This is a genomic window from Citrobacter sp. KTE151 (assembly GCF_000398845.1).
GTDB classification, from domain to species: domain Bacteria; phylum Pseudomonadota; class Gammaproteobacteria; order Enterobacterales; family Enterobacteriaceae; genus Citrobacter; species Citrobacter braakii.
On sequence record NZ_KB976064.1, the window covers coordinates 1 to 21977 of the forward strand.

Below are 21977 nucleotides of genomic sequence, written 5' to 3' on the forward strand. Positions count from 1 at the left end.
GCGTTGCAGCGATGACCCCGGTCCGGCTGAAAATCGATGAGGCGTTGACGGCTGACCGGGTCTGCCCGCAGGGATGCGGGCAGAGGGGACGGCCTGCAGGGACGCAGGCTCGGCCCCGCCCCGACAGGCAGACGGCATAAGACGAATGAATCGCACAGCGACGATTTTCCCGCCGGGAGCCAGGGATGCAAGGGAGGCGGCGGTGAGCCTCTCTTGCACGTTCACGGGTATAACGATATCAGAGAAGCAACGTACATAAGGTGAACGGAAACCAATTCAGAGTAAAACGTTCTCCATTCATGCTTAACTGAACAGTATTGGCCAGATGGCGGCTATTTGGGGATTATCGTGCAGCGCGTTGTAAAATAACCGCTGACGGCTGGCGCTGCAGAAAACGCATCCGCAGCATCATCAACACTGCCGCAGAGGTCAGGCCGATAATAAAGCCCATCCAGAATCCTGCCGGCCCCATCCGGTCAACCACCAGATCGGTCAGCGCCAGAATATAACCGCTCGGCAGACCCAGTACCCAGTATGCCGTAAAGGTAATAAAGAAAATGGAACGCGTATCTTTATAACCACGTAGGATACCGCTGCCAATAACCTGGATAGAGTCCGATATTTGATACACCGCGGCCAGTAACATGAGCTGCGCTGCCAGAGCGACAACTTCCGGGTTATTGTTGTAGAGCAGGGCAATGTGCTCACGGAATGTCACGGTGAAAATCGCCGTCACAACCGCCATGCAGACGCCGACGCCCAGACCTGTTCTGGCTGCGGTTTGCGCATCCAGCGTGGAACCCTGGCCCAGACGATAACCGACTCGAATGGTGACGGCTGCAGCCAGTGACATCGGCAGGACGAACATTAACGAGCTGAAGTTGAGCGCGATCTGGTGTCCGGCCACGTCGACAATCCCCAGCGGGGAAACCAGCAGCGCCACCACAGCAAACAGCGTCACTTCGAAAAATAACGCCAGCGCGATAGGTAAACCCAGCTGTACCAGACGCTTCATTACGGCGGTGTCCGGTTTCTGGAAACCACGCTCATTACGGATATCACGCATCGAGCGTGCGCGCTTAACGTATGACAGCATGGCGATAAACATCACCCAGTAAACCGCCGCTGTTGCCACGCCGCAGCCCACGCCGCCAAGTTCCGGCATGCCAAAATGCCCATAAATGAAAACATAGTTAACAGGAATGTTCACCAGCAGGCCGAGAAATCCCATCACCATCGCCGGTTTGGTTTTGGCCAGACCTTCACACTGGTTACGGGCTACCTGGAAGAACAAATACCCCGGCGCGCCCCACAGCAACGCACGCAGGTAGCCGACGGCTTTATCCGCCAGCGCCGGGTCGATGTTATGCATGGAGCGAATAATGTATCCCGCGTTCCAGAGCACGATCATAATCAGAATGGAGACGCTGCCCGCCAGCCAGAAACCCTGGCGTATTTGATGGGCAATACGATCGCGGCGCCCGGAACCATTGAGTTGCGCAATCACTGGCGTCAAGGCCAGCAGCAGTCCGTGACCAAACAAAATGGCCGGCAACCAAATAGATGTGCCAATGGCGACGGCCGCCATGTCCGTGGCGCTGTATCCGCCCGCCATGACGGTATCAACGAATCCCATTGCGGTTTGAGCGATTTGCGCAAGAATCACCGGAATTGCCAGAGCTAATAACTGACGCGCTTCACTTACATACTTTTGCACGTGTACACCACTATATTGTTGTTATTTGAGAGACTAAAAAAGCCGCCTTATATGGCAGCAAGGAGAAAAAGCAGGGGAAATTTCAGTCTATTGTAGCGAGGAATACGTAATTCTCCAGTGAAAAAACAGGCAGTAGCGGCGCATCGCTGGCAACCTGAATTTCCACCTGCTATTGTGCTGTGCAGAGATGTCTTAATTCAGTTCAGGAGTTAGAAGTATGTTTACGGGTATTGTGCAGGGCACCGCGAAATTGGTGTCCATTGATGAAAAACCAAATTTTCGTACGCATGTTGTGGAGTTACCTGAATATATGTTGGATGCGCTGGAGACCGGCGCATCGGTTGCCCACAATGGGTGCTGCCTGACGGTAACCGAAATCAACGGTAACCAGATAAGCTTTGATCTGATGAAAGAAACGCTGCGTATCACCAATCTGGGTGACCTGAAGGTTGGGGATTTGGTCAACGTTGAGCGTGCGGCAAAATTCAGTGATGAAATTGGCGGACATTTAATGTCGGGCCATATTATGACGACCGCCGAAGTGTCGAAAATTCTGACCTCGGAGAACAACCGCCAGGTGTGGTTTAAAGTTCAGGATCCGTCGCTGATGAAATACATCTTGTACAAAGGATTTATCGGAATTGATGGCATCAGTCTGACGGTCGGTGAGGTGACACCGACGCGTTTCTGTGTGCATTTGATCCCGGAAACGCTGGAACGTACGACGCTGGGTAAGAAAAAGTTAGGCGCGCGGGTCAATATCGAAATCGATCCTCAAACCCAGGCGGTGGTTGATACCGTTGAGCGCGTACTGGCGGCGCGTGAAAGCGCCATCAGTAACGTAACGGGTGAGGCGGGAGCCTAAGCCAGAGTGTAAAACCCCCGTTTGCACGGGGGTGATAACGATTAGCGGGGAACGCGCAGGCCGTGTTCAACGCCGCGGGAAAAAACCACCTGCCACAGCTGGATGTCGCGAGCACGAAACGCACCGGCGCAGGCGTTCAGGTAATAGCTGAACATCCGTTTAAAGCGTTCGGTATAGTTATCGGCGATTTCAGGCCAGGATCTCATGAAACGCTCGTGCCAGGCCATCAACGTTGTATCGTAATCCGCGCCAAAATTATGCCAGTCTTCCATCACAAAATGCGGCTCGCTGGCGTTGGCAATCTGGCGAACTGACGGTAAACAGCCGTTCGGGAAGATATATTTATTGATCCACGGATCAACGTTATTGTCGGTCTTTTTGGAGCCGATGCTATGCAGCAAAAAGAGACCGTCGGGTTTTAAATTACGATCAACCACTTCAAAATAAGTCGCGTAGTTCTTCGGCCCCACATGCTCAAACATGCCGACGGAGACAATGCGATCAAATTTGTCGTTAAGGTCGCGATAATCCTGCAGCAAAATTGTGACATCCAGCCCCGCACAACGCGCCTGCGCCATTTTCTGCTGTTCTGCCGAAACGGTCACGCCCACCACGCTAACGCCATATTGTGATGCCATAAACTGGGATAAGCCGCCCCAGCCGCAGCCGATATCGAGCACCCGCATGCCTGGCTTCAACTGCAGTTTTTCGGCAATCATTTTTAGCTTCGCCTGTTGGGCAGATTCCAGGGTATCGGCATCTTTCCAGTAGGCGCAGGAATACTGCATATAAGGGTCCAGCATGCGGGTAAAGAGATCGTTGCCCAAATCGTAGTGTTCTTTGCCGACGACCCACGCCCGTTTTTTGGTCTGTAAATTGAACAGGCGAGCCGTGGCGATACGTAGCGTGTCTTTAAAGTGGCGGGGGAGTTGATTTTCAAGACCGGCGCGCAGGACTTTACAAAAAAACATGTCCAGCCGGTCGCATTCCCACCAGCCATCCATATAACTTTCGCCCAACCCTAACGATCCTTCCTGCAGTACGCGTTTGAAAAAATCGGGGTTCGTTACGCGAATATCTGCCGGTGCCGGACCATTAATGGTAATACCTGCACGGCTCAATAATTCATTGGTGATGCGGTACCAGTCATCATCCGGTACGCTGACGTCTTCTATACACGATGAACTCATAGCTTCTCCATCACTGGTCGGTGATCAGAACCTTAAAATAGCGTAGACGCTTTTTTGGGCTTTGTGAGAACTCTCACGGAATTAATCCGCGAATCTATAATCCGACGTAGAACAGAGGAAGGGAGGAACCCTTGCCGAAAAGACCATCCTTGGGAAAACGGGAACGTTCTTGTCCCCGTTAACACATAACAATTATCGTTTTTTTAACAACCGGAAATCAGTATAGGCCTGAATTTTTGATGATTCAACCAATAAACATTAGCAGGCTAATCAATTATCAAAGGTGATTACTAGTGAGACTCACCGTGGGCAATTTGCGCCCGATCATCTGTGTGCGGGGCGTTAGCCTTCTGCGACTGCATTTTGTAACCCGCGGCCGCCAGCAGCACCGTTGTCAGCATCACGCTGGTGGTGGTGAGCAGCGGGGTGGCGATCAACCAGGAAACCACAAGGCTTGTCAGGAAGCATAAACCCAGTTGCAGAGTGTTCTGCAATGCCGCTGCGCGTCCCGTAGCCTGTGGGAAAGGACGTAACGCCTGAGCCACAACAATTGGGTAGATTGCTCCATTGGCAATCGCCATAACGCAGAATGGGATGAGGATTTCAGCCAGCGCAACATGGTGAATAAAGCCGGTTGCCCAGGTGGCCACTACGCTAAAGGCATACAGAATGAGTAACCAGGGCAGCAGCTGACGGCCCTGCCATTTTTGCAGCGCAGCGCGGCAGCCGTAACCACCAATTAAGAAAGCGATGGTTTGTGGAACATAGCTCAGGCCAATCACCGCCGGACTGTAGCCCATTTCGCTGAGGATGAACGGGGAACCCGTCAGCCACGCGAAGAAGCTCGCGGAGCAGGCGGCATAAATCAGCACGTTTCCGCGGTAAACTTTTGAGCGCAACAGGGTAGCGAAAGTCAGTTTATCCTGGCTGTCGTCGCGTGCTTTAGCTGTTGGTTTTAAGCGCAGAGCCGGAAGCATCAGGATTAGAGTAATGGCAAACAGGGTGGCGAAAATGGCCTGCCAGGAAAAATGTACCAGGATCCAACTGCCTAATAACGGCGCTAATGCCGGGGATAGCCCGACCAACGGCATAATGGTGGCAAAGATGCGGTTTACTTTTTGTGAAGGATAATAATCGGTGACCAGCGCCTGCCAGATAACCGATGCCGCACAAACGCCAACGGCCTGAACAAAGCGTAGTACCAGCAGACCGGTGGCATTTTCAACCCACAGCATGCCCAGACTGCCCAGCGCGAAGATGGATAAACCCAGCAGCAAAACAGACTTGCGACCATAATGGTCAGAGAGCGGTCCCCACAGAAGTTGCGCGACGGCAAAACCCGCTAAGAATAAGCTAAGGCTGGCGCTGACGGCAGATGCAGGCGTCTGCAGATCGGACTGAATTGCGGCGAAGGCGGGCAGATACATATCCGTTGCCAGAAAGCCGAGTACGCTAAGACCCGCCAGCCAGACTAAAAATCCTTTCCCAGGTTGCATCATCATTTCTCTTTTTTTAGCAGTAGAACAATGCCGCTGAGTGTAGTGAGTGTAATTCTTGCTGTGAAACGCTAATATTTGCTTACTGATTTCAAATTTTTTGTAGGCAGAATATGTGGTCGGAATATTCACTTGAAGTTGTGGATGCGGTTGCGCGTAACGGTAGCTTTAGTTCGGCCGCGCAGGAGTTGCACCGCGTACCCTCGGCGGTAAGCTACACCGTGCGTCAACTGGAAGAGTGGCTGGCGGTGCCGCTTTTTGAGCGACGCCATCGGGATGTGGAATTGACGCCTGCCGGTGCATGGTTTCTCAAAGAAGGCCGCTCTGTTATCAAAAAAATGCAGATCACCCGCCAGCAATGTCAGCAAATTGCCAACGGCTGGCGCGGGCAGTTGGCGATCGCGGTAGATAACATTGTCCGCCCGGATCGTACCCGACAGATGATCGTGGATTTCTATCGTCATTTTGATGATGTGGAACTGCTGGTTTTCCAGGAGGTGTTTAACGGTGTCTGGGATGCGCTGTCCGATGGGCGCGTTGAGCTGGCAATCGGCGCCACGCAGGCGATTCCGGTGGGGGGGCGCTATACCTTCCGCGACATGGGAATGCTGAGCTGGAGCTGCGTCGTGGCAAGCCATCATCCGTTGGCGTCAATGTCCGGACCGTTAAGCGACGACACGTTGCGCAACTGGCCGTCGCTGGTGCGTGAAGACACGTCGCGTACGCTTCCTAAGCGTATTACCTGGCTGCTGGATAACCAAAAGCGCGTCGTGGTGCCTGACTGGGAATCTTCTGCTACCTGTTTATCTGCAGGTTTGTGCGTGGGCATGGTACCGACGCATTTTGCCAAACCGTGGATTGATAGCGGCAAATGGGTCGCGCTAAAGCTGGAGAATCCATTTCCTGATGCCGCATGCTGCCTGACATGGCAACAGAACGATACGTCGCCGGCATTGAGCTGGCTGCTGGACTATTTAGGGGATAGTGAAACACTGAATAAGGAATGGTTGCGGGAGCCCGATGAGGCTCCCGCACAACTGTCTTAACGACGGTAATCGCGGAACGGGCCGTCGGCAACGGAGCGGCGTTCTACCAGGCGCGGATGAACCTCGATAGACTGCGACTCTTCACGTTTATTCACGATACGGTCTAACAGCATGTTGAAGGCCGTTTCCCCCAGTGAATCTTTAGGCTGGTGAATGGTCGTCAGAGCCGGCGTGAAGAAGCGGGCGTTGCGCACGTTGTCGTAACCGATGAGCGAAACATCCTGCGGTACGCGCAGTCCCATCTCGTCAGCGGCGCACAGCGCACCCATCGCCATGATATCGCCACCGCAGAAGACGGCAGTCGGACGATGCGACTGTGACAGAATTTGCTGCATGGCGCGATAGCCGGATTCAGGCTCAAAATCGCCCTGCACAATCCAGTTTTCAGGAACTTTAATCAGCGCTTCTTCCATCGCTTTCATAAAGCCTGCCAGACGCCCGGCTCCGGTATTACGCTCCATTGGGCCTGGGATCACGCCAATCTCACGATGACCGCGTTCTACCAGATACCGACCCGCCATATAACCGCCTTCGAAGGCGTTATCAATGACCGTATCGGTAAAGTCGGCTTTAGCTTCGCCCCAGTCCATGACGACCATCGGAATATGGCGGTACTCTTCGAGCATCGAAAGCAGCGACTCCGGATACTCAGAACACATCACCAGCAGACCATCAACGCGCTTTTGCGCCATCATTGACAGATAAGCCTGCTGTTTTTCGAGACTGTTCCATGCGTTACCCAGAATCAGGGTATAGCCTTTCTGGAAACAGTTTTTCTCAACGGCTTCGATAATTTCAGCGAAATAGGCCGCTTCGCTGCTGGTGGCCAGCAAGCCAATAGACTTGGTGTGATTCACCTTCAGGCTGCGCGCCACGGCGCTCGGAGAATAGTGCAGCTCTTTGATCGCCGCCCAGACAGCATTACGCGTTTCTTCCGCGACAAAGCGCGTCTTGTTAATTACGTGTGATACGGTTGTAGTGGAAACGTTTGCTCGCTTCGCTACATCTTTAATTGTTGCCATTACATCTCACTCCAGACCATATCCTAAGCTCCTGAGAATACTCCAGGTAAACGTTTGCCTTAACACACCCTTAGCGCAACGTAAGGGTTGCGGCACGCCGGGAAAACGACACGGAACGTCAGGAAGGGGTCAATGGCCGGTACGCTAATCAAGTAAGCGTGGAATTTTGTCTGATCTTAACGAAAAGGGGAAGAGTTAAAAGCAGTTATCAATATAAATCGTGAGAGATTTTTGCTTTCAAGTGTGTAAAAATGCGCAATATCACTTTTTGTGTGGGAATAAAAAGGAGAAAACTTGATGAGCACCAATCTGAAATTTTCGTTAGTGACTACCATTATTGTTCTGGGTTTGATCGTCGCGGGTGGCCTGACCGCAGCGCTGCATTGATTTCCCCCGAGGGAGTTCGCTCTCCCTCATCCTTTCCGCTTGCCTTTCCCGTCGATTGTTTGCGAATAAGCAAAAGTCTTTTGCAATTTTGTTAACTTTATTAATTTTGCGATCAATGTCATGCTTTTGACTCTTATTTTATGTCGCGCCCCGGCTCGACGTTACGGAGTCGAAATATGAAACTCAATTATCCTTTACTGGCGCTGGCGATCGGCGCGTTTGGCATTGGCACCACTGAATTTTCGCCAATGGGATTATTGCCCGTCATTGCCAAAGGTGTGGATGTCTCGATTCCCGCGGCCGGAATGTTAATCAGCGCGTATGCGGTTGGGGTGATGGTGGGTGCTCCGCTGATGACATTACTGCTGTCTCATCGTGCGCGACGTAATGCGTTGATATTCCTGATGGCGATTTTCACGCTGGGCAACGTGCTTTCGGCTATTTCGCCGGATTACACCACCCTGATGTTATCGCGTATTTTGACCAGTCTGAACCATGGGGCATTTTTTGGTCTTGGCTCCGTTGTCGCTGCAAGCGTAGTACCCAAACATAAGCAGGCCAGCGCCGTGGCAACCATGTTTATGGGGTTGACCATTGCCAATATTGGCGGCGTTCCTGCGGCGACCTGGCTTGGTGAAACCATCGGCTGGCGTATGTCGTTTATGGCAACGGCGGGTCTGGGCGTCATCGCCATGGTCAGCCTGTTCTTCTCATTACCCAAAGGTGGGGCGGGAGAGCGCCCGGATGTCCGTAGCGAACTGGCGGTACTTATGCGTCCGCAGGTGCTGTCGGCGCTGCTGACGACCGTTCTGGGAGCCGGGGCGATGTTCACGCTTTATACCTATATCTCGCCAGTGTTACATAAGATCACCCATGCCACACCGGCGTTTGTGACCGGTATGCTGGTGCTGATTGGCGTTGGCTTCTCAATCGGTAACTATCTTGGTGGCAAACTGGCTGACCGTTCCGTTAACGGTACGCTGAAAGGCTTTTTACTGCTGCTGATGGTTATTATGCTGGCCATTCCTTTCCTGGCGCGTAATGAGCTGGGTGCGGCAGTTAGTATGGTGGTCTGGGGGGCAGCGACGTTTGCGGTCGTTCCGCCGTTGCAGATGCGCGTGATGCGCGTTGCCAGCGAAGCGCCTGGATTATCATCGTCAGTCAACATTGGCGCGTTTAATCTGGGAAATGCTCTGGGTGCCGCAGCCGGTGGGGCGGTGATTTCCGGTGGGTTGGGCTATAGCTTTGTTCCGGTGATGGGGGCAATTGTGGCGGGACTTGCGCTGCTGCTGGTCTTTATCTCGGCGCGCAAACAGCCTGAAGAGGCTTTCACTACCGCGAATTAATGCTAAAACGCAGAAGGGTTCTCCTTCTGCGTCATCTTTTTTACGCTGCGAAGTTCTTCGCAACAAATTCCCAGTTCACCAGCGCCCAGAAGTTTTCCAGGTAGCCAGGACGGGCATTGCGATAATCGATGTAGTAGGCGTGTTCCCATACGTCAACGGTCATCAGCGGCGTCGCGTCGGTGGTCAGCGGTGTACCTGCATTGGAGGTGGAAACGATAGCCAGTTTGCCATCCGTTCCTTTTACCAGCCAGGTCCAGCCAGAACCGAAGTTTTTAATAGCGGCATCGGTGAACTGCGCTTTGAAATCCGCAAAGCTGCCAAAGGAGGCGGCAATTGCTTCGGCCAGTTTACCGGTAGGTTCGCCACCTGCGTTCGGTGCCAGGCAGTTCCAGTAGAACGTGTGGTTCCATACCTGTGCTGCGTTATTGAATACACCGCCTTCAGAGCTACGTACGATCTCTTCCAGTGATTTGCCTTCAAACGCCGTGCCTTTAATCAGGTTGTTCAGATTAGTCACGTAAGTTTGATGGTGTTTGCCATAGTGATATTCCAGCGTTTCGGCAGAAATGTGCGGTGCCAGAGCATCTTTGGCATACGGTAATGCAGGTAATTCAAACGACATTGCTTCTCTCCTTATTATTTGTATTGAGTACACACAATAGCCTCATTGTGTGTAAGGATAGGGTAGCAAATTGAAAGGTTATGCAAAAGAAGAACTTACCCTACAGCATGTACTGTAGGGTAAGTTTTTAACGAATTGTTTTTGGCGTCATTACCCGACGAGCGCCCACATAGTGGCGCTGCCAGTAATCTTCACTCAGAGAGGTGATTTGAATTTCCTGGCCGCTGCGCGGTGACTGAATAAACTTACCGTTGCCAACATAAACGCCAACGTGATCGGCAGTTCCACGCCCCTGGGTACGGAAAAATACCAGATCGCCATTTTTCAGCTCGCCACGTTCAATCGGCGCGGCATCGCGCAGATGATACATTTCGTTCGCAGTGCGTGGAATGCGGAATTTCACCAGATCTTTATAGGCGTAATAGACCAGACCGCTGCAGTCAAACCCGGTTCTTGGTGAGGTGCCGCCCCAGCGATAAGGCTTGCCGATTTGGTTCATCAGCGTGGACATGGCGGTTTTAGTGGCTTTCTGCACTTTCACTTTATGCGCGTCAGCCAGCGTCGTTGGTGCGGTGGTTTTCACTTTTACACAGCGCGGCTTATGACCTTTGCGCGGCGAGCATTTTTCAGTCCAGGTAACGGCAGCGGTTTGTGCTGCGGTGTTTTTACCACGACGGTTTGCCGTTTTAGTCGACTTTACCGGAGCGGCAGTGCGATGTTTAGAAGAGGAAGCGGTTTTGGTGCTGGTTTTGCTGGTGGTTTTTGTCGCCGTTTTTTTGCTGGTCTTTGTTGTTTTTTGGCTGGTTGTTGCGCTTTTCTTTTTATCTACCGTTTTGATGGTGTGGGAATGGGTAGGTGTCGTCCTGGCCTGCTTGGAAGCATGAGCCATGGGCGTAAAGGGCAGTGTAGTAAAAAGTAAAGCACAGAGCGTGATCGAGATTCGGTTTATCCGCGCCACTGAGCAATCCTCTGGTAAGGCAGGTCTATCATGCCTGCGTGTGATTTTCAAAACTTGATGATTCTAATCTATAGAAAGAGGGAAAGTTAATAGCTTTTTTGTTTAAAACTACGTTTCGTAACCGACCGCAAAAAAAATCAGCAATTAAAGTTGGCGTTGGTGAACGAATAATCAAATCCACAGGCTTTAAGGGGATAAATGAGATTGTGAATGCAACTTTTGGCTTCAGGGGATAAAATAATAACGCGTAATGAAAATGTTATTTTCCGTTGCCTGTCTGACCCGCTACAATGTCAGACTACTGCCGTAAAAGAAGTTTAAGGAAGCAAGATAATGAGCACCACTATCGAAAAAATCCAGCGCCAGATCGCTGAAAACCCGATTCTCCTGTACATGAAAGGTTCCCCTAAACTGCCAAGCTGCGGTTTCTCCGCTCAGGCTGTGCAGGCGCTGTCCGCCTGTGGTGAACGCTTTGCTTATGTTGATATTCTGCAGAACCCGGATATTCGCGCCGAGCTGCCGAAATACGCAAACTGGCCAACCTTCCCGCAGCTGTGGGTTGATGGCGAGCTGGTTGGCGGCTGTGACATTTTGATCGAAATGTACCAGCGCGGTGAGTTGCAGCAGCTGATTAAAGAAACAGCGGCGAAATACAAAACCGAAGAGCCGGACGCTGAATAATATCAGCGTAAATAAAAAGCGACCTCGTGATGGTCGCTTTTTTTATCGGTCCGTTATGCCTCTTCAGGCACGGGAAGAGGCCAGCCGCCGAGACGTTTCCAGCGGTTAACAATTTCGCAAAACAGCACGGCCGTCCGTTCGGTGTCATACAGCGCCGAGTGCGCCTGAGTCCCGTCAAATTCCATTCCTGCCGCCAGGCACGCTTTCGATAACACAGTTTGCCCCAGAGACAGGCCGCTTAAGGCCGCAGTATCAAAGGTGACGAACGGATGAAATGGATTACGTTTGAGCGAGGCGCGTTCTGCTGCGGCCATCATAAAACTGTGGTCGAACGTAGCGTTATGCGCCACCATGATCGCCCGATTGCAGCCGCTGTCTTTAATGCCTTTACGCACCATTTTAAAGATGGCATGCAGAGCGTCATATTCGCTGACCGCGCCGCGTAGGGGATTGTTAGGGTCAATTCCGTTAAAGGCGAGGGCTTCCGGCTGCAAATTCGCGCCTTCAAATGGCTCTACGTGGAAATGTAACGTCGTGTCCGGCATCAGCCAGCCTTGTTCATCCATTTTCAGTGTGATGGCTGCGATCTCAAGCAGCGCATCGGTTTTGGCATTGAACCCTGCGGTTTCGACATCAATGACGACAGGATAAAAACCACGAAAACGGTCACACAGACCGGAAAGTTGAGCGTTATCGGACATCTGGGTCTCTTAATACGGGAAAATTGCAGCGCGTATTATGGCAAAATGATGAGTATAAAACTACGGGCACAGACGATCTGCGCCCGTGGGGAGGTTAGTCGCCCAGGCCGCGCCCGGCGTCTTTCTCTTCGATCAGTTCAATTTTGTAACCGTCTGGATCTTCAACGAACGCGATTACGGTGGTGCCGCCTTTTACCGGACCGGCTTCACGCGTGACGTTACCGCCATTCTGACGAATACGTTCACAGGCTTCAGCTGCGTTGTCTACGCTCAGGGCGATATGGCCGTAGGCAGTGCCCAGCTCATACTTGTCGACACCCCAGTTATAGGTCAGTTCGATCACGGCTTCGCTGGTTTCAGGGCCGTAGCCGACAAAGGCCAGGGAGTATTTGTATTCAGGGTTTTCGCTGGTACGCAGCAGCTTCATGCCCAGCACGTTGGTATAAAACTCGATGGAACGCTGCAGGTCACCCACGCGCAGCATGGTATGAAGTAAACGCATCTTTTTCCCCTTCGAAAATGGCTAATACATTCAAAATGTTGTTTTAGTATAGCGGCGTTGTTACGCCGCTATCAATGGCAGAACGGAGTTTGTGACGTTAGAGGGTAGGATAATCGGTGTAACCTTCCGCGCCGCCGCCGTAGAAGCTTTCGGCACGTTGCGGATTCAGCTCCGCTTTACGCTGCAGGCGCGCAACCAGATCCGGGTTAGCGATATAGGCGCGACCAAAAGCAACGGCGTCGATCAGGCCCTTCTCGATCAGTGCTTCTGCTTTTTCAGGTGTGTAGGCACCCGCACCAATGATCGGACCGTGGAAACGTGCACGAACTTTTTCGCGAAACGCATCGGAATACGGCTCGCCGCCAGCCCAGTCCGGCTCAGACATATGCAGGTAAGCGATTCCGCGCTTGCCCAGTTGTTCAATCAGATACAGCGCATCAGCTTCTTCGTTCGGGCCGTTGTCAACGTTCTGGAATGAGCCAATCGGAGATACGCGAATACCAATGCGATCGGCACCCCATTCTTTAATACCGGCATCGACAACTTCCAGCACCAGACGTGCACGATTTTCGACGCTGCCGCCGTATTGATCGGTACGCTGGTTAGACGTTGGCGACAGGAACTGGTGCAGCAGATAGCCGTGAGCGGAGTGCAGTTCAACCATGTCGAAACCCGCTTCGCGCGCGTTGGCAATCGCCTGACGGAAGTCATTAACGATGCCGGGAATTTCTTCAGTTTCGAGCGCACGCGGCATTGAGGTATCCGCACGCGTTGCCAGACCATTTTCATCACGCAGCGAGGTCCGGGTTCCGGCGCTAATCGCGGAAGGTGCGACCGGTGCCTGACCGTTGGGCTGCAGACTGGCGTGAGAGATGCGCCCGGTATGCCACAACTGGACCGCAATATGACCTTGCTCCGCATGTACGGCAGCGGTGATTTTTTTCCATGCGGCAATTTGCGCTTCGCTGTGTAAGCCGGGCGCCCCCGCATAGCCTTTCGCCTGCGCGGAAATCTGTGTAGCTTCACTGATGATAAGACCCGCGCTGGCGCGTTGACGGTAATACTCGGCCATCAGCGGAGTAGGGATGTCGCCAGGCTCAATGCTGCGCAGACGCGTCAGTGGCGCCATGAATACGCGGTTTGCTGCCGTAATAGCACCCACTTTCAGTGGGGAAAAAAGTTTTTCAGATGACATATGGCACTCCTGAATAGACCGGTCGTCTAGTAATAAAAGAAATAAAAACGCCTGTTAAACGGCAGGCGTAGTAATGATGGTTTTAACGTGCGCCAGCGCATTTTCCAGCGGGGTGGCGCTACGAGAAATCTTGGCCTGCAGGTTGGCGCCCAGCCACAGCGCATACAATACCTGCGCCTGCTGTAACGGCTCGCCAACAAAGGACAGACAATGGTTTGCCTGACCTTTCTCCAGCGCCTGCGCTAACAGCGCAATAATGTGCCGCGCGCCTTTATCCATCGCAGTGCGCATATCTTCTGACAGATCGCACACTTCGGCAGACAGTTTTACGGTTAAACAACCGCTGATAATACCGTGCTGGCTAAACTGGTTCAGGGTTTCCTGATAGTAGGCCAGAATGCGGTCGCGATAGTTTCCTGCCCCCGTATCAAAGTGCGTAGCCAGTCGCTGATGATAGGCCGCATAGTGGCGTTCCAGCATCGCAACACCGAACGCTTCTTTAGAGCGAAAATAGTGATAAAACGAACCTTTGGGGACTTCAGCGGTTTTCAGTAGTTCGCTTAAGCCCATACCGGTGAAGCCGCGCTGCATACACAGCAGTTCGCCAGTCGCCAGCAGATGTTCGCGCGTATCGTGTTCAGTGATTTTGTTCATGGGAAGGATTGTAATAGACCAGTCGGTCTAATGCAATAGCGCTTGCGAGAAATTCAGTTAACGTCTTCAATAGGTATATCAATCTTACGAAAGGAGGGGATGTGGCCGAACAGCTGGAGTTTTTCCCCGTCCAGAGCCCATGCCGTGGAATATGTCAGTCTGACGAGCGCGGTTTTTGCCGCGGCTGTTTTCGCAGTCGGGATGAGCGTTTTAACTGGCAAAAGATGAGCGATGCCGAAAAGCAGGAAGTGCTACGGCTTTGTCGTCAGCGCCTGATGCGTAAATTACGAGCAAACAAAGCCAGCCCTTCGGAAGAACCGCAACAACCTTCACTCTTTTAAAAGCGTAATTGCGTATACTCGATGCACATTCACTTATAAGGAAGCTGCTATGGTTCAGCGTATTACTATTGCGCCGCAAGGTCCGGAATTTTCTCGCTTTGTAATGGGGTATTGGCGCCTGATGGACTGGAATATGTCCGCGCGCCAGCTAGTCAGCTTTATTGAAGAACATCTGGATCTGGGCGTTACCACCGTCGATCACGCCGATATTTACGGCGGATACCAGTGTGAAGCGGCGTTTGGTGAGGCACTGAAGCTGGCCCCGCATCTGCGTGAAAAAATGCAGATTGTTACCAAGTGCGGGATCGCCACGACGGCGCGCACGGAAAATGCGCTGGGTCATTACATCACCGACAGCGCGCATATCATTGCCAGTGCGGAAGCATCGTTGAAGTTACTGGCGACCGATCATATTGATTTGCTGCTCATCCATCGTCCCGATCCGCTCATGGATGCGGACGACGTCGCTGACGCGTTCAAAAAATTGCACCATAGCGGAAAAGTGCGTCACTTTGGCGTATCTAACTTCACCCCGGCACAGTTCTCACTGCTGCAATCGCGTCTGCCGTTCACGCTGGCGACTAACCAGGTTGAGATCTCACCGGTACATCAGCCGCTCCTGCTGGATGGTACTTTAGATCAACTGCAACAACTGCGCATTCGTCCGATGGCTTGGTCCTGCCTCGGCGGTGGTCGTCTGTTTAATGACGATGCGTTCCAGCCATTACGTAATGAACTTGCCACAATCGCAGAAGAGTTAAACGCGCAGTCCATTGAGCAGGTGGTGTACGCCTGGATTTTACGTCTGCCGTCTCAGCCGCTGCCGATTATTGGCTCAGGGAAGATAGAGCGTGTACGCGCTGCCGTTGAGTCTGAGTCATTGAACATGTCTCGCCAGCAGTGGTTCCGTATTCGCAAAGCTGCGCTGGGTTACGACGTACCGTAATCGCGTTTTTGACGCTTCTCCGTTCAAATTTGTGTCACTGGTTTACACTTATCAATCAGACACCTTTTGGACGGAGGTCTTATGAAGCGTTTGAGTTTGGCCATTATTACTCTACTCGCCTGTGCAGGTGCGCAGGCTGCCAGTGAAGAAAAAGTGACGATGAATCTGGTAACGTCGCAAGGCGTCGGCCAGGCGATTGGTACGGTCACTATTGTTGAAACCGGGAAAGGGCTGGAGTTTACGCCCGATCTGAAAGCGCTGCCGCCGGGTGAACATGGCTTCCATGTCCATGCGAATGGCAGTTGCCAACCGGCGATTAAAGAAGGAAAAGCCTCAGCCGCGGAATCGGCTGGAGGCCATTATGATCCGCACCAAACCGGCAAGCACGAAGGTCCGGAAGGCGCAGGCCACATGGGCGACCTGCCTCTGCTGGTGGTGAATAACGACGGTAACGCCACAACACCGGTCATTGCGCCGCGGCTGAAAACGCTCGATGAGGTTAAAGGCAAAGCGCTGATGATCCATGTCGGTGGCGATAATATGTCCGATCAACCAAAACCGCTTGGCGGTGGTGGCGCGCGCTACGCCTGTGGCGTTATCAAATAATCAATTGCCTAGCGTACCCGGCGGAGGCGCCTGTTCGAGCTGAGAAAGCGAGCAGTGTAGTCGCCAGATAAGCGCCGACAGTTCTTGCGCCGCAGGTTGATGATGGTGGGCGAGCGTGTCGCAAATACGCTGTAGCTCACTCAGCGTGGCATTCAGCGGTCGTTGCTGGACGCCGCGCTCACTCATTACGTCGCGAAGCAGCGAAATACACACGTCTCTGACGCGAGCCAGAGGATCTGAACGCACCTCCCAGGTGCGCAGTTGCCACACCACGTGCGAGCAGTTCAGCAAGACAACCCCCCAACGCAATAGCCAGCGTCGCGCCTGTGCATCCTGACTGTTGCTGAGCTGGCTGACGTGGTGATAGGTCAGCGACTCAAATTCGTTTTCACTGAGCGAGGGATGTCGGCTGAGCTGATCGACAAAATCCCGGCGCAGGGCGCGAATATGGCGGCGACCTTTCCGCGCATCCGATCCAGGCCGCAGAATGGCGAATGCCAGCCACGATAGCGCCACGCCGGTGATTTTCGCCATATTGTCATTCAGGAAATCAGCAAAATCATAAACCGGCGGATTAGTCACCGCGATAAACGATCCCATAAACACGATTAGCTGTCCCCAAAGACCCGCCAGCGCTGGCATTTGCAGCTTCAGGAGTTGCATGGTAGCGAGCAGCGGGAAGAGAAACAGAATGAATTGCCAGAGGTCAGAGATTTGCACCATCAGGCCAAACTTAACCACAAAGCTAAACAGCGACAGCAGAATCAGCGTGCGCATCAGCAAAGAAAGTGACTTGAACGGCGTGGCTACGGCGGAATACAACACGCTGCTGATGGCCGCGAGCGTTAGTGCGCCAGAGCCTGATTCCCATTGCGCGCCAATGCTCCATGCGCCGATAAGCATCAGGGTACAGAACGTACGCAATCCGCTCCAGAGTGCTTCCGCATTATCGGTATGACGGGCAAGTCCTGGCGTGTGGGCGATAGTAATACGCTCGGCGGTAACGCCATTTTCCAGTAAATGCAGATAATGACTGCTGCGTAAGTACAGCCGACAAAAATAACGCAGTCTTTGCCAGAAGGCGACGTGCCGATAGTCGCGCGCATCGAGAGGACGCAGGGGGGCGATAATACGCGCGACGGTGTAGGTGTCGGTATTGGATTTGACCAGCTCGCTGAGCAGTTGTTCGATGATTTCCCGGGTATTAGCCGGGGGAGTGGGCCAGTTCAGGAGCATCCTGCGCAGACTGGAGATCACGCTGGTCATACGTAACTGCTGATGCAACAGCGAATTGAGCAACGCATTTTGACGGCGAAAACGGTAGTGACTCCAGAACGCCTGAATACGCAGCAGGTTCATGGTCAGAATCTGACCGATAACACCTTCATGAGCTGTGCGAATCGCATCCGTTGTCTCCGGTTGCCAGAGTAAGCTGGCATGCTCCAGTAAACGCGAATGCATGTTTTTCAGCGCGGTAAGCAGCGTAGTGCCATCGGAGGTGCTGGGCAGGATCATCATCATCATGCCGCCGCACAGGATACCGACGATGACCTCGCATACGCGGGCCTGAGCAATATCCCACAACTGCGTAATCTCTATGGTATTGACCATGGGAAAAGCAATGATCGCCGCCGTATAACCGGCCAGTTGAAAGGCGTAGGCGACGTTATTGGTGAAGTGCGCGCAGGCCCAGGTACAAAAACCGATCCACACTGACATGCTCAGCAAAAACAACCACGGCTCATTGAGGGTATGACCGGCAATAATCAACGCGGCGGTGGCACCCAGCAAGCTACCCGCAACACGACCCAGACTTTTGCTGATAACCCCGCCGACGGTGGGAAAGCTGACTACTGCCGCCGAGGTCATCGCCCAGTAGGGCTCATCCAGATTCAGGTAATAGGCGAACGTTAACGCCAGACACATCGCAATGGTATTTCGCAACGCATAACGCCACTGCGCTACCGTGGCTTTAAACCACGGCCAATGGCCTGGCATCAGGTGGGACAGTTTCATTTACGCTGGCCGATAGACACGCTGCAGGTCGTACCAGAAACCAGAGTGACATCCTGCGGCAGAGCGTCGAATTCGATGCGGACCGGAACGCGTTGGGCCAGACGCACCCACGGCACATTGGGTTTGATGTCGGGAATCAGGCCGGAATCGCTTTCCACACTTTGGTCGTAGATGGCGCGACCAATACTGGATACGTGACCCTGTAACTTTATGTTGCCGCTGTAGAGCGTGATAACCGCAGGTGCACCTTCACGAATGTGGCGCAACTTGGTTTCTTCAAAATACCCCATCACATAGAAAGAGTGGCTGTCGACAAGGGCAAACAGGGGCTTACCGGTTGAGGCGTAGTCTCCAGTACGAGTTGAAAGGTTGGTGACCCAGCCCGCTACGGGCGCTTTGACCACAGTCTGCGTCAGTTGCCACTGTGCCTGGCGCAGGCTGGCCTCGGCTGCTTCAACGCTGGCCTGCATGGCTTTCACGTTGAGGTTAGCAGTATCCAGATCTTCGGCTGAGATATAATTTTGCGATAAATGACGGCGGCGGTTGGCTTCGTTATTGGCTTTCGCCAGATCGGACTGTGCCTTCGCCAACTGCGCTTGCGCATTTAGTTCAGCAATGTGAAACGGCGTCTTATCGATGATAAAAAGGACATCGCCTTTGTTCACAAACTGGTTATCTTTTATATTGAGTTCGCTAATGCTGCCTGAGACCTGCGGCGTGATGCTGACCTGCTCAGCACGCACTTTGCCATCACGTGTCCAGGGCGATTGCATATAGTAATTCCACATCCACCATCCGGCGAAAACTGCGATGGCAGCGACTATAATGGTGGAGAAGTATTTAATGGTTTTAAGCGACATAATCACCACACAATCAGCATTACAAAGGCCAGACATACGCAAAGCGTAAAGAGTGACAGATCCATTAACAGGGGATGCCAGATTTCGCCGGAGTAAATCCAGTCGCGTAGCAGGCGATGAACAATCAGCCAGAGAATAAATCCTGCTACAAACGCCTTGAAAACAGGAGGGAAGTAGACAGATGCTCCGATCATTAAATCTTGTAGGGGCAATCCTGTTGCATTAAACATAAACTTCACGGGCAAAATCCTTGGCGGAAGAGAGCATTGCTATAGGTTTAGCAAAAAAGAGACAATGAGTCTCTGTAACGCATAATGTCTGAAAAAATGTCAGCCGGTAAGCAAATTTGGCAATACATTTGTTTTGGGAATACAAATGCTGCACACTATTCTAAAATCAGCATAATAACTTAGCAAGCTAATTATAAGGAGATGAAATTGGAATCGCCATTAGGTTCTGATCTGGCACGGTTGGTGCGCATTTGGCGTGCTCTGATTGACCATCGCCTGAAACCTCTGGAGTTGACGCAGACGCATTGGGTTACGCTGCACAACATTCATCAATTGCCGCCTGATCAATCGCAGATTCAGTTGGCTAAAGCGATTGGCATCGAGCAGCCTTCGTTGGTACGCACGCTTGACCAGCTGGAAGAAAAGGGACTCATTTCACGACAGACTTGCGCCAGCGATCGTCGGGCAAAGAGAATTAAACTGACAGAAAAAGCAGAGCCGCTGATTGCAGATATGGAAGCGGTTATCAACAAGACGCGTGGAGAAATTTTGGAAGGGATTTCAGCTGAGGAAATTGATCTGCTGATTAAACTGGTCGCCAGACTGGAACACAATATTATTGAACTGCAGTCACAGGGCTGAAACGATAAGATGACGTGTGGCCAGAGCCTGACCACACGTGAATTCGATTAGCGTGGAGACACGGTAACCTGGCTGCCGTTGTTAGCCATAACAACGCGCTGGCCAGCTGAGAACTTGGTTGCACCCTGTTTCTGAACCACCATGATGGTATTACCGTCGTCCTTACGGATTTCCAGTTCTACACCCTGGGTTTTATTCATCGCACCTTGTACGCCTTGACCCGCTACGCCACCGGCAACTGCGCCAGCCGCCGTGGCTAATGAACGACCCGTACCGCCGCCGACGGTGTTACCCAGGAACCCGCCGAGTACCGCACCACCAATGGCGCCAATCACGTTTGCGTCATCACCACCCTGGATTTGCACCGGACGAACATGAACAATTGTACCGTAGGTAACGTTCTGAACTTGTTTCGCTTCGGATGCGGTGTATACGTCGCCTGAAAGGCTATCATTGTTAACGCAGCCCGCCAAAGATACACCCATTAATGCAACAGTCAGCACACGTTTAATCATTTACAAATCTCCTTTAACACCACGAAACGCTAATAAAGCACCCTTCATGGCTAAATTATATGGCACTTGTGAGCCTAAGGTCACATGTTCTACTGGAACAATATGAAAATCTTAACCGAAATCGGATATACCGAGTATAAACGAATCATTCATATAATTGATGTAATAAAGCGTCCATTGTAATGATTAGCCCTCAAAAATCATTAAGGAAGCATGGCATTAGTCGGCACTTTATGGTTGAGTGTCAAGGCTAATTTGCTTAAAAGGATGACATATGAAATCGGGCCGTTTTATCGGTGTAATGTCTGGAACCAGCCTTGATGGTGTCGATGTTGTGCTGGCGACAATAGATGAAACGATGGTTGCGCAACAGGCGAGTCTGACCTGGCCTATCCCTCTCCATATAAAGCAGGCGATCCTGGATATCTGTCAGGGGCAGCAGCTTACGCTATCGCAGTTTGGCCAACTTGACGCACAGCTCGGTTATCTGTTTGCCGAGGCGGTGAATGCGCTGTTGGCGCAGGAAAAATTGAAACCGCAGGAGATCGTTGCGATTGGCTGTCATGGGCAAACCGTGTGGCATGAACCGACGGGAATCGCGCCGCACACGCTGCAAATTGGCGACAACAATCAAATCGTCGCGCGTACCGGGATAACGGTGATCGGCGATTTTCGTCGCCGCGATATCGCTCTCGGCGGGCAGGGCGCCCCGTTGGTTCCCGCTTTTCATCAGGCGCTGTTGGCTCATCCAACGGAGCGGCGGATGGTGCTAAACATCGGCGGAATTGCCAATCTGTCTCTGCTTATCCCACAGCAACCCGTTCGCGGTTACGACACCGGGCCGGGCAATATGCTGATGGATGCCTGGATCTGGCGGCAATGCGGCCAACCCTACGACAAAGATGCGCAGTGGGCCACGTCGGGAACGGTGATCCTGCCTTTACTGCAAAATATGCTTAACGATCCTTATTTTTCTGCGCCTGCGCCGAAAAGCACTGGCCGCGAGTATTTCAATTATGGCTGGATAGAACGTCATATGGCGCAGTTCCCGGGAATAAGCCCGCGGGATGTGCAGGCGACGCTTGCCGAACTGACGGCCGTGACCATTTCCGAGCAGGTCTTGCTAAGCGGAGGCTGTGAACGGCTAATGGTATGCGGCGGCGGCAGCCGTAATCCGCTGCTGATGATGCGTCTGGCGGCGTTATTGCCAGGGACAGAGGTCACCTCAACCGATGAGGCTGGGATCAGCGGCGATGATATGGAGGCCCTGGCTTTTGCCTGGCTGGCGTGGCGAACGCTGGCGGGATTACCGGGAAATCTGCCTTCCGTGACCGGCGCATCAGAACCGAGCGTTTTAGGGGCGATTTATCCCGCTAACCCACGAACTCAGAGTTAACTGAAATTATTCAGCGCCATATGTCGATAAACTAGGGATATTA

Annotated in this window: 23 protein-coding genes and 1 pseudogene; 10 read left to right on the plus strand and 14 right to left on the minus strand. The window is 52.5% G+C overall.

Translation table 11 applies throughout. The annotated features are described in order from the left end of the window. Positions 1-343: 343 nt before the first annotated feature. On the minus strand, positions 344-1717 hold the full coding sequence (mdtK, locus tag WC7_RS14615) for a multidrug efflux MATE transporter MdtK (RefSeq protein ID WP_016152981.1): 1374 nt from the start codon (positions 1715-1717) through the stop codon (positions 344-346). 217 nt (positions 1718-1934) lie between these two features. On the opposite strand from mdtK, the gene WC7_RS14610 reads away from it, so the two are divergent. Next, a complete protein-coding gene (locus tag WC7_RS14610) occupies positions 1935-2582 on the plus strand; it encodes a riboflavin synthase (RefSeq protein WP_016152982.1) in 648 nt (215 codons plus the stop codon). A gap of 41 nt (positions 2583-2623) precedes the next feature. On the opposite strand, the gene cfa is transcribed toward WC7_RS14610, so the two are convergent. Next, positions 2624-3772 carry a cyclopropane fatty acyl phospholipid synthase gene (cfa, locus tag WC7_RS14605; RefSeq protein ID WP_016152983.1) on the minus strand — a complete coding sequence of 383 codons (1149 nt, stop codon included), beginning with the start codon at positions 3770-3772 and terminating at the stop codon, positions 2624-2626. A gap of 290 nt (positions 3773-4062) precedes the next feature. After that, entirely contained in the window at positions 4063-5268 is a 1206-nt protein-coding gene (punC, locus tag WC7_RS14600) for a purine nucleoside transporter PunC (protein WP_016152984.1), read from the minus strand. Positions 5269-5381: 113 nt separating this feature from the next. On the opposite strand from punC, the gene punR reads away from it, so the two are divergent. After that, a complete protein-coding gene (punR, locus tag WC7_RS14595) occupies positions 5382-6314 on the plus strand; it encodes a DNA-binding transcriptional activator PunR (protein ID WP_016152985.1) in 933 nt (310 codons plus the stop codon). On the opposite strand, the gene purR is transcribed toward punR, so the two are convergent. Beyond that, complete coding sequence (gene purR, locus WC7_RS14590) at positions 6311-7336, minus strand: HTH-type transcriptional repressor PurR (RefSeq protein WP_003832757.1); 1026 nt, start codon at positions 7334-7336, stop codon at positions 6311-6313. The genes punR and purR overlap by 4 nt on opposite strands. A 297-nt stretch (positions 7337-7633) precedes the next feature. On the opposite strand from purR, the gene WC7_RS26670 reads away from it, so the two are divergent. Next, complete coding sequence (locus WC7_RS26670) at positions 7634-7723, plus strand: cytochrome bd-I oxidase subunit CydH (RefSeq protein WP_016152986.1); 90 nt, start codon at positions 7634-7636, stop codon at positions 7721-7723. Between the two features lie 176 nt (positions 7724-7899). Further along, entirely contained in the window at positions 7900-9069 is a 1170-nt protein-coding gene (locus WC7_RS14585) for an MFS transporter (RefSeq protein WP_016152987.1), read from the plus strand. Positions 9070-9109: 40 nt separating this feature from the next. Here WC7_RS14585 and sodB read toward each other — a convergent pair whose 3' ends face one another. Together sodB and WC7_RS14575 are read right to left on the minus strand one after the other, a co-directional pair. Next, complete coding sequence (sodB, locus tag WC7_RS14580) at positions 9110-9691, minus strand: superoxide dismutase [Fe] (RefSeq protein WP_016152988.1); 582 nt, start codon at positions 9689-9691, stop codon at positions 9110-9112. A 127-nt stretch (positions 9692-9818) separates the two neighbouring features. Continuing rightward, positions 9819-10649 (minus strand): C40 family peptidase, encoded by an 831-nt coding sequence (locus WC7_RS14575; protein WP_016152989.1) that lies wholly within the window; start codon positions 10647-10649, stop codon positions 9819-9821. Between the two features lie 333 nt (positions 10650-10982). On the opposite strand from WC7_RS14575, the gene grxD reads away from it, so the two are divergent. Beyond that, a complete protein-coding gene (gene grxD / locus WC7_RS14570; RefSeq protein ID WP_003832760.1) occupies positions 10983-11330 on the plus strand; it encodes a monothiol glutaredoxin 4 in 348 nt (115 codons plus the stop codon). Positions 11331-11383: 53 nt separating this feature from the next. Here the strand turns inward: grxD and rnt are convergent, their stop codons facing one another. The 4 genes from rnt to WC7_RS14550 all read right to left on the minus strand — a co-directional run bounded on the left by rnt (position 11384) and on the right by WC7_RS14550 (position 14382). Further along, positions 11384-12031 carry a ribonuclease T gene (gene rnt / locus WC7_RS14565; protein WP_016152990.1) on the minus strand — a complete coding sequence of 216 codons (648 nt, stop codon included), beginning with the start codon at positions 12029-12031 and terminating at the stop codon, positions 11384-11386. 94 nt (positions 12032-12125) lie between these two features. After that, complete coding sequence (gene gloA, locus WC7_RS14560) at positions 12126-12533, minus strand: lactoylglutathione lyase (protein WP_003029198.1); 408 nt, start codon at positions 12531-12533, stop codon at positions 12126-12128. Positions 12534-12630: 97 nt separating this feature from the next. Beyond that, positions 12631-13728 (minus strand): alkene reductase, encoded by a 1098-nt coding sequence (locus tag WC7_RS14555; protein WP_003029197.1) that lies wholly within the window; start codon positions 13726-13728, stop codon positions 12631-12633. A gap of 54 nt (positions 13729-13782) precedes the next feature. Next, positions 13783-14382, minus strand: a complete 600-nt coding sequence (locus WC7_RS14550; protein WP_016152991.1) for a TetR/AcrR family transcriptional regulator — start codon at positions 14380-14382, stop codon at positions 13783-13785. Positions 14383-14483: 101 nt separating this feature from the next. Here WC7_RS14550 and WC7_RS14545 point away from each other — a divergent pair, with 101 nt between their 5' ends. The 3 genes from WC7_RS14545 (at position 14484) to sodC (ending at position 16275) form a co-directional block, all read left to right on the plus strand. Continuing rightward, positions 14484-14723, plus strand: coding sequence for a DUF1289 domain-containing protein (locus WC7_RS14545; protein WP_016152992.1), 240 nt, complete (start codon positions 14484-14486; stop codon positions 14721-14723). 49 nt (positions 14724-14772) lie between these two features. Then, positions 14773-15669: an aldo/keto reductase gene (locus WC7_RS14540; protein ID WP_016152993.1), complete on the plus strand. Its 897-nt coding sequence runs from the start codon at positions 14773-14775 to the stop codon at positions 15667-15669. Positions 15670-15750: 81 nt separating this feature from the next. Then, positions 15751-16275 (plus strand): superoxide dismutase [Cu-Zn] SodC, encoded by a 525-nt coding sequence (sodC, locus tag WC7_RS14535; RefSeq protein ID WP_016152994.1) that lies wholly within the window; start codon positions 15751-15753, stop codon positions 16273-16275. Here sodC and WC7_RS14530 read toward each other — a convergent pair. The 3 genes and pseudogenes from WC7_RS14530 to WC7_RS14520 all read right to left on the minus strand — a co-directional run bounded on the left by WC7_RS14530 (position 16251) and on the right by WC7_RS14520 (position 19390). Then, positions 16251-18291 (minus strand): annotated as a pseudogene (locus tag WC7_RS14530) (FUSC family protein). The gene sodC and the pseudogene WC7_RS14530 sit on opposite strands and share 25 nt — an antisense overlap. Beyond that, positions 18288-19151: an efflux RND transporter periplasmic adaptor subunit gene (locus tag WC7_RS14525; RefSeq protein ID WP_016152996.1), complete on the minus strand. Its 864-nt coding sequence runs from the start codon at positions 19149-19151 to the stop codon at positions 18288-18290. Before WC7_RS14525 ends, WC7_RS14530 begins: the two are co-directional and overlap by 4 nt. Positions 19152-19153: 2 nt before the next feature. Further along, positions 19154-19390: a DUF1656 domain-containing protein gene (locus WC7_RS14520; RefSeq protein ID WP_016152997.1), complete on the minus strand. Its 237-nt coding sequence runs from the start codon at positions 19388-19390 to the stop codon at positions 19154-19156. Positions 19391-19582: 192 nt separating this feature from the next. On the opposite strand from WC7_RS14520, the gene slyA reads away from it, so the two are divergent. Beyond that, the gene (slyA, locus tag WC7_RS14515; protein WP_019076732.1) at positions 19583-20023 is read left to right on the plus strand and encodes a transcriptional regulator SlyA; all 441 of its coding nucleotides are present in this window, start codon (positions 19583-19585) and stop codon (positions 20021-20023) included. A 47-nt stretch (positions 20024-20070) separates the two neighbouring features. On the opposite strand, the gene slyB is transcribed toward slyA, so the two are convergent. Next, positions 20071-20538 (minus strand): outer membrane lipoprotein SlyB, encoded by a 468-nt coding sequence (slyB, locus tag WC7_RS14510; protein WP_016152998.1) that lies wholly within the window; start codon positions 20536-20538, stop codon positions 20071-20073. A 274-nt stretch (positions 20539-20812) separates the two neighbouring features. On the opposite strand from slyB, the gene anmK reads away from it, so the two are divergent. After that, a complete protein-coding gene (anmK, locus tag WC7_RS14505; protein ID WP_016152999.1) occupies positions 20813-21934 on the plus strand; it encodes an anhydro-N-acetylmuramic acid kinase in 1122 nt (373 codons plus the stop codon). The last annotated feature ends 43 nt before the right edge of the window (positions 21935-21977 follow it).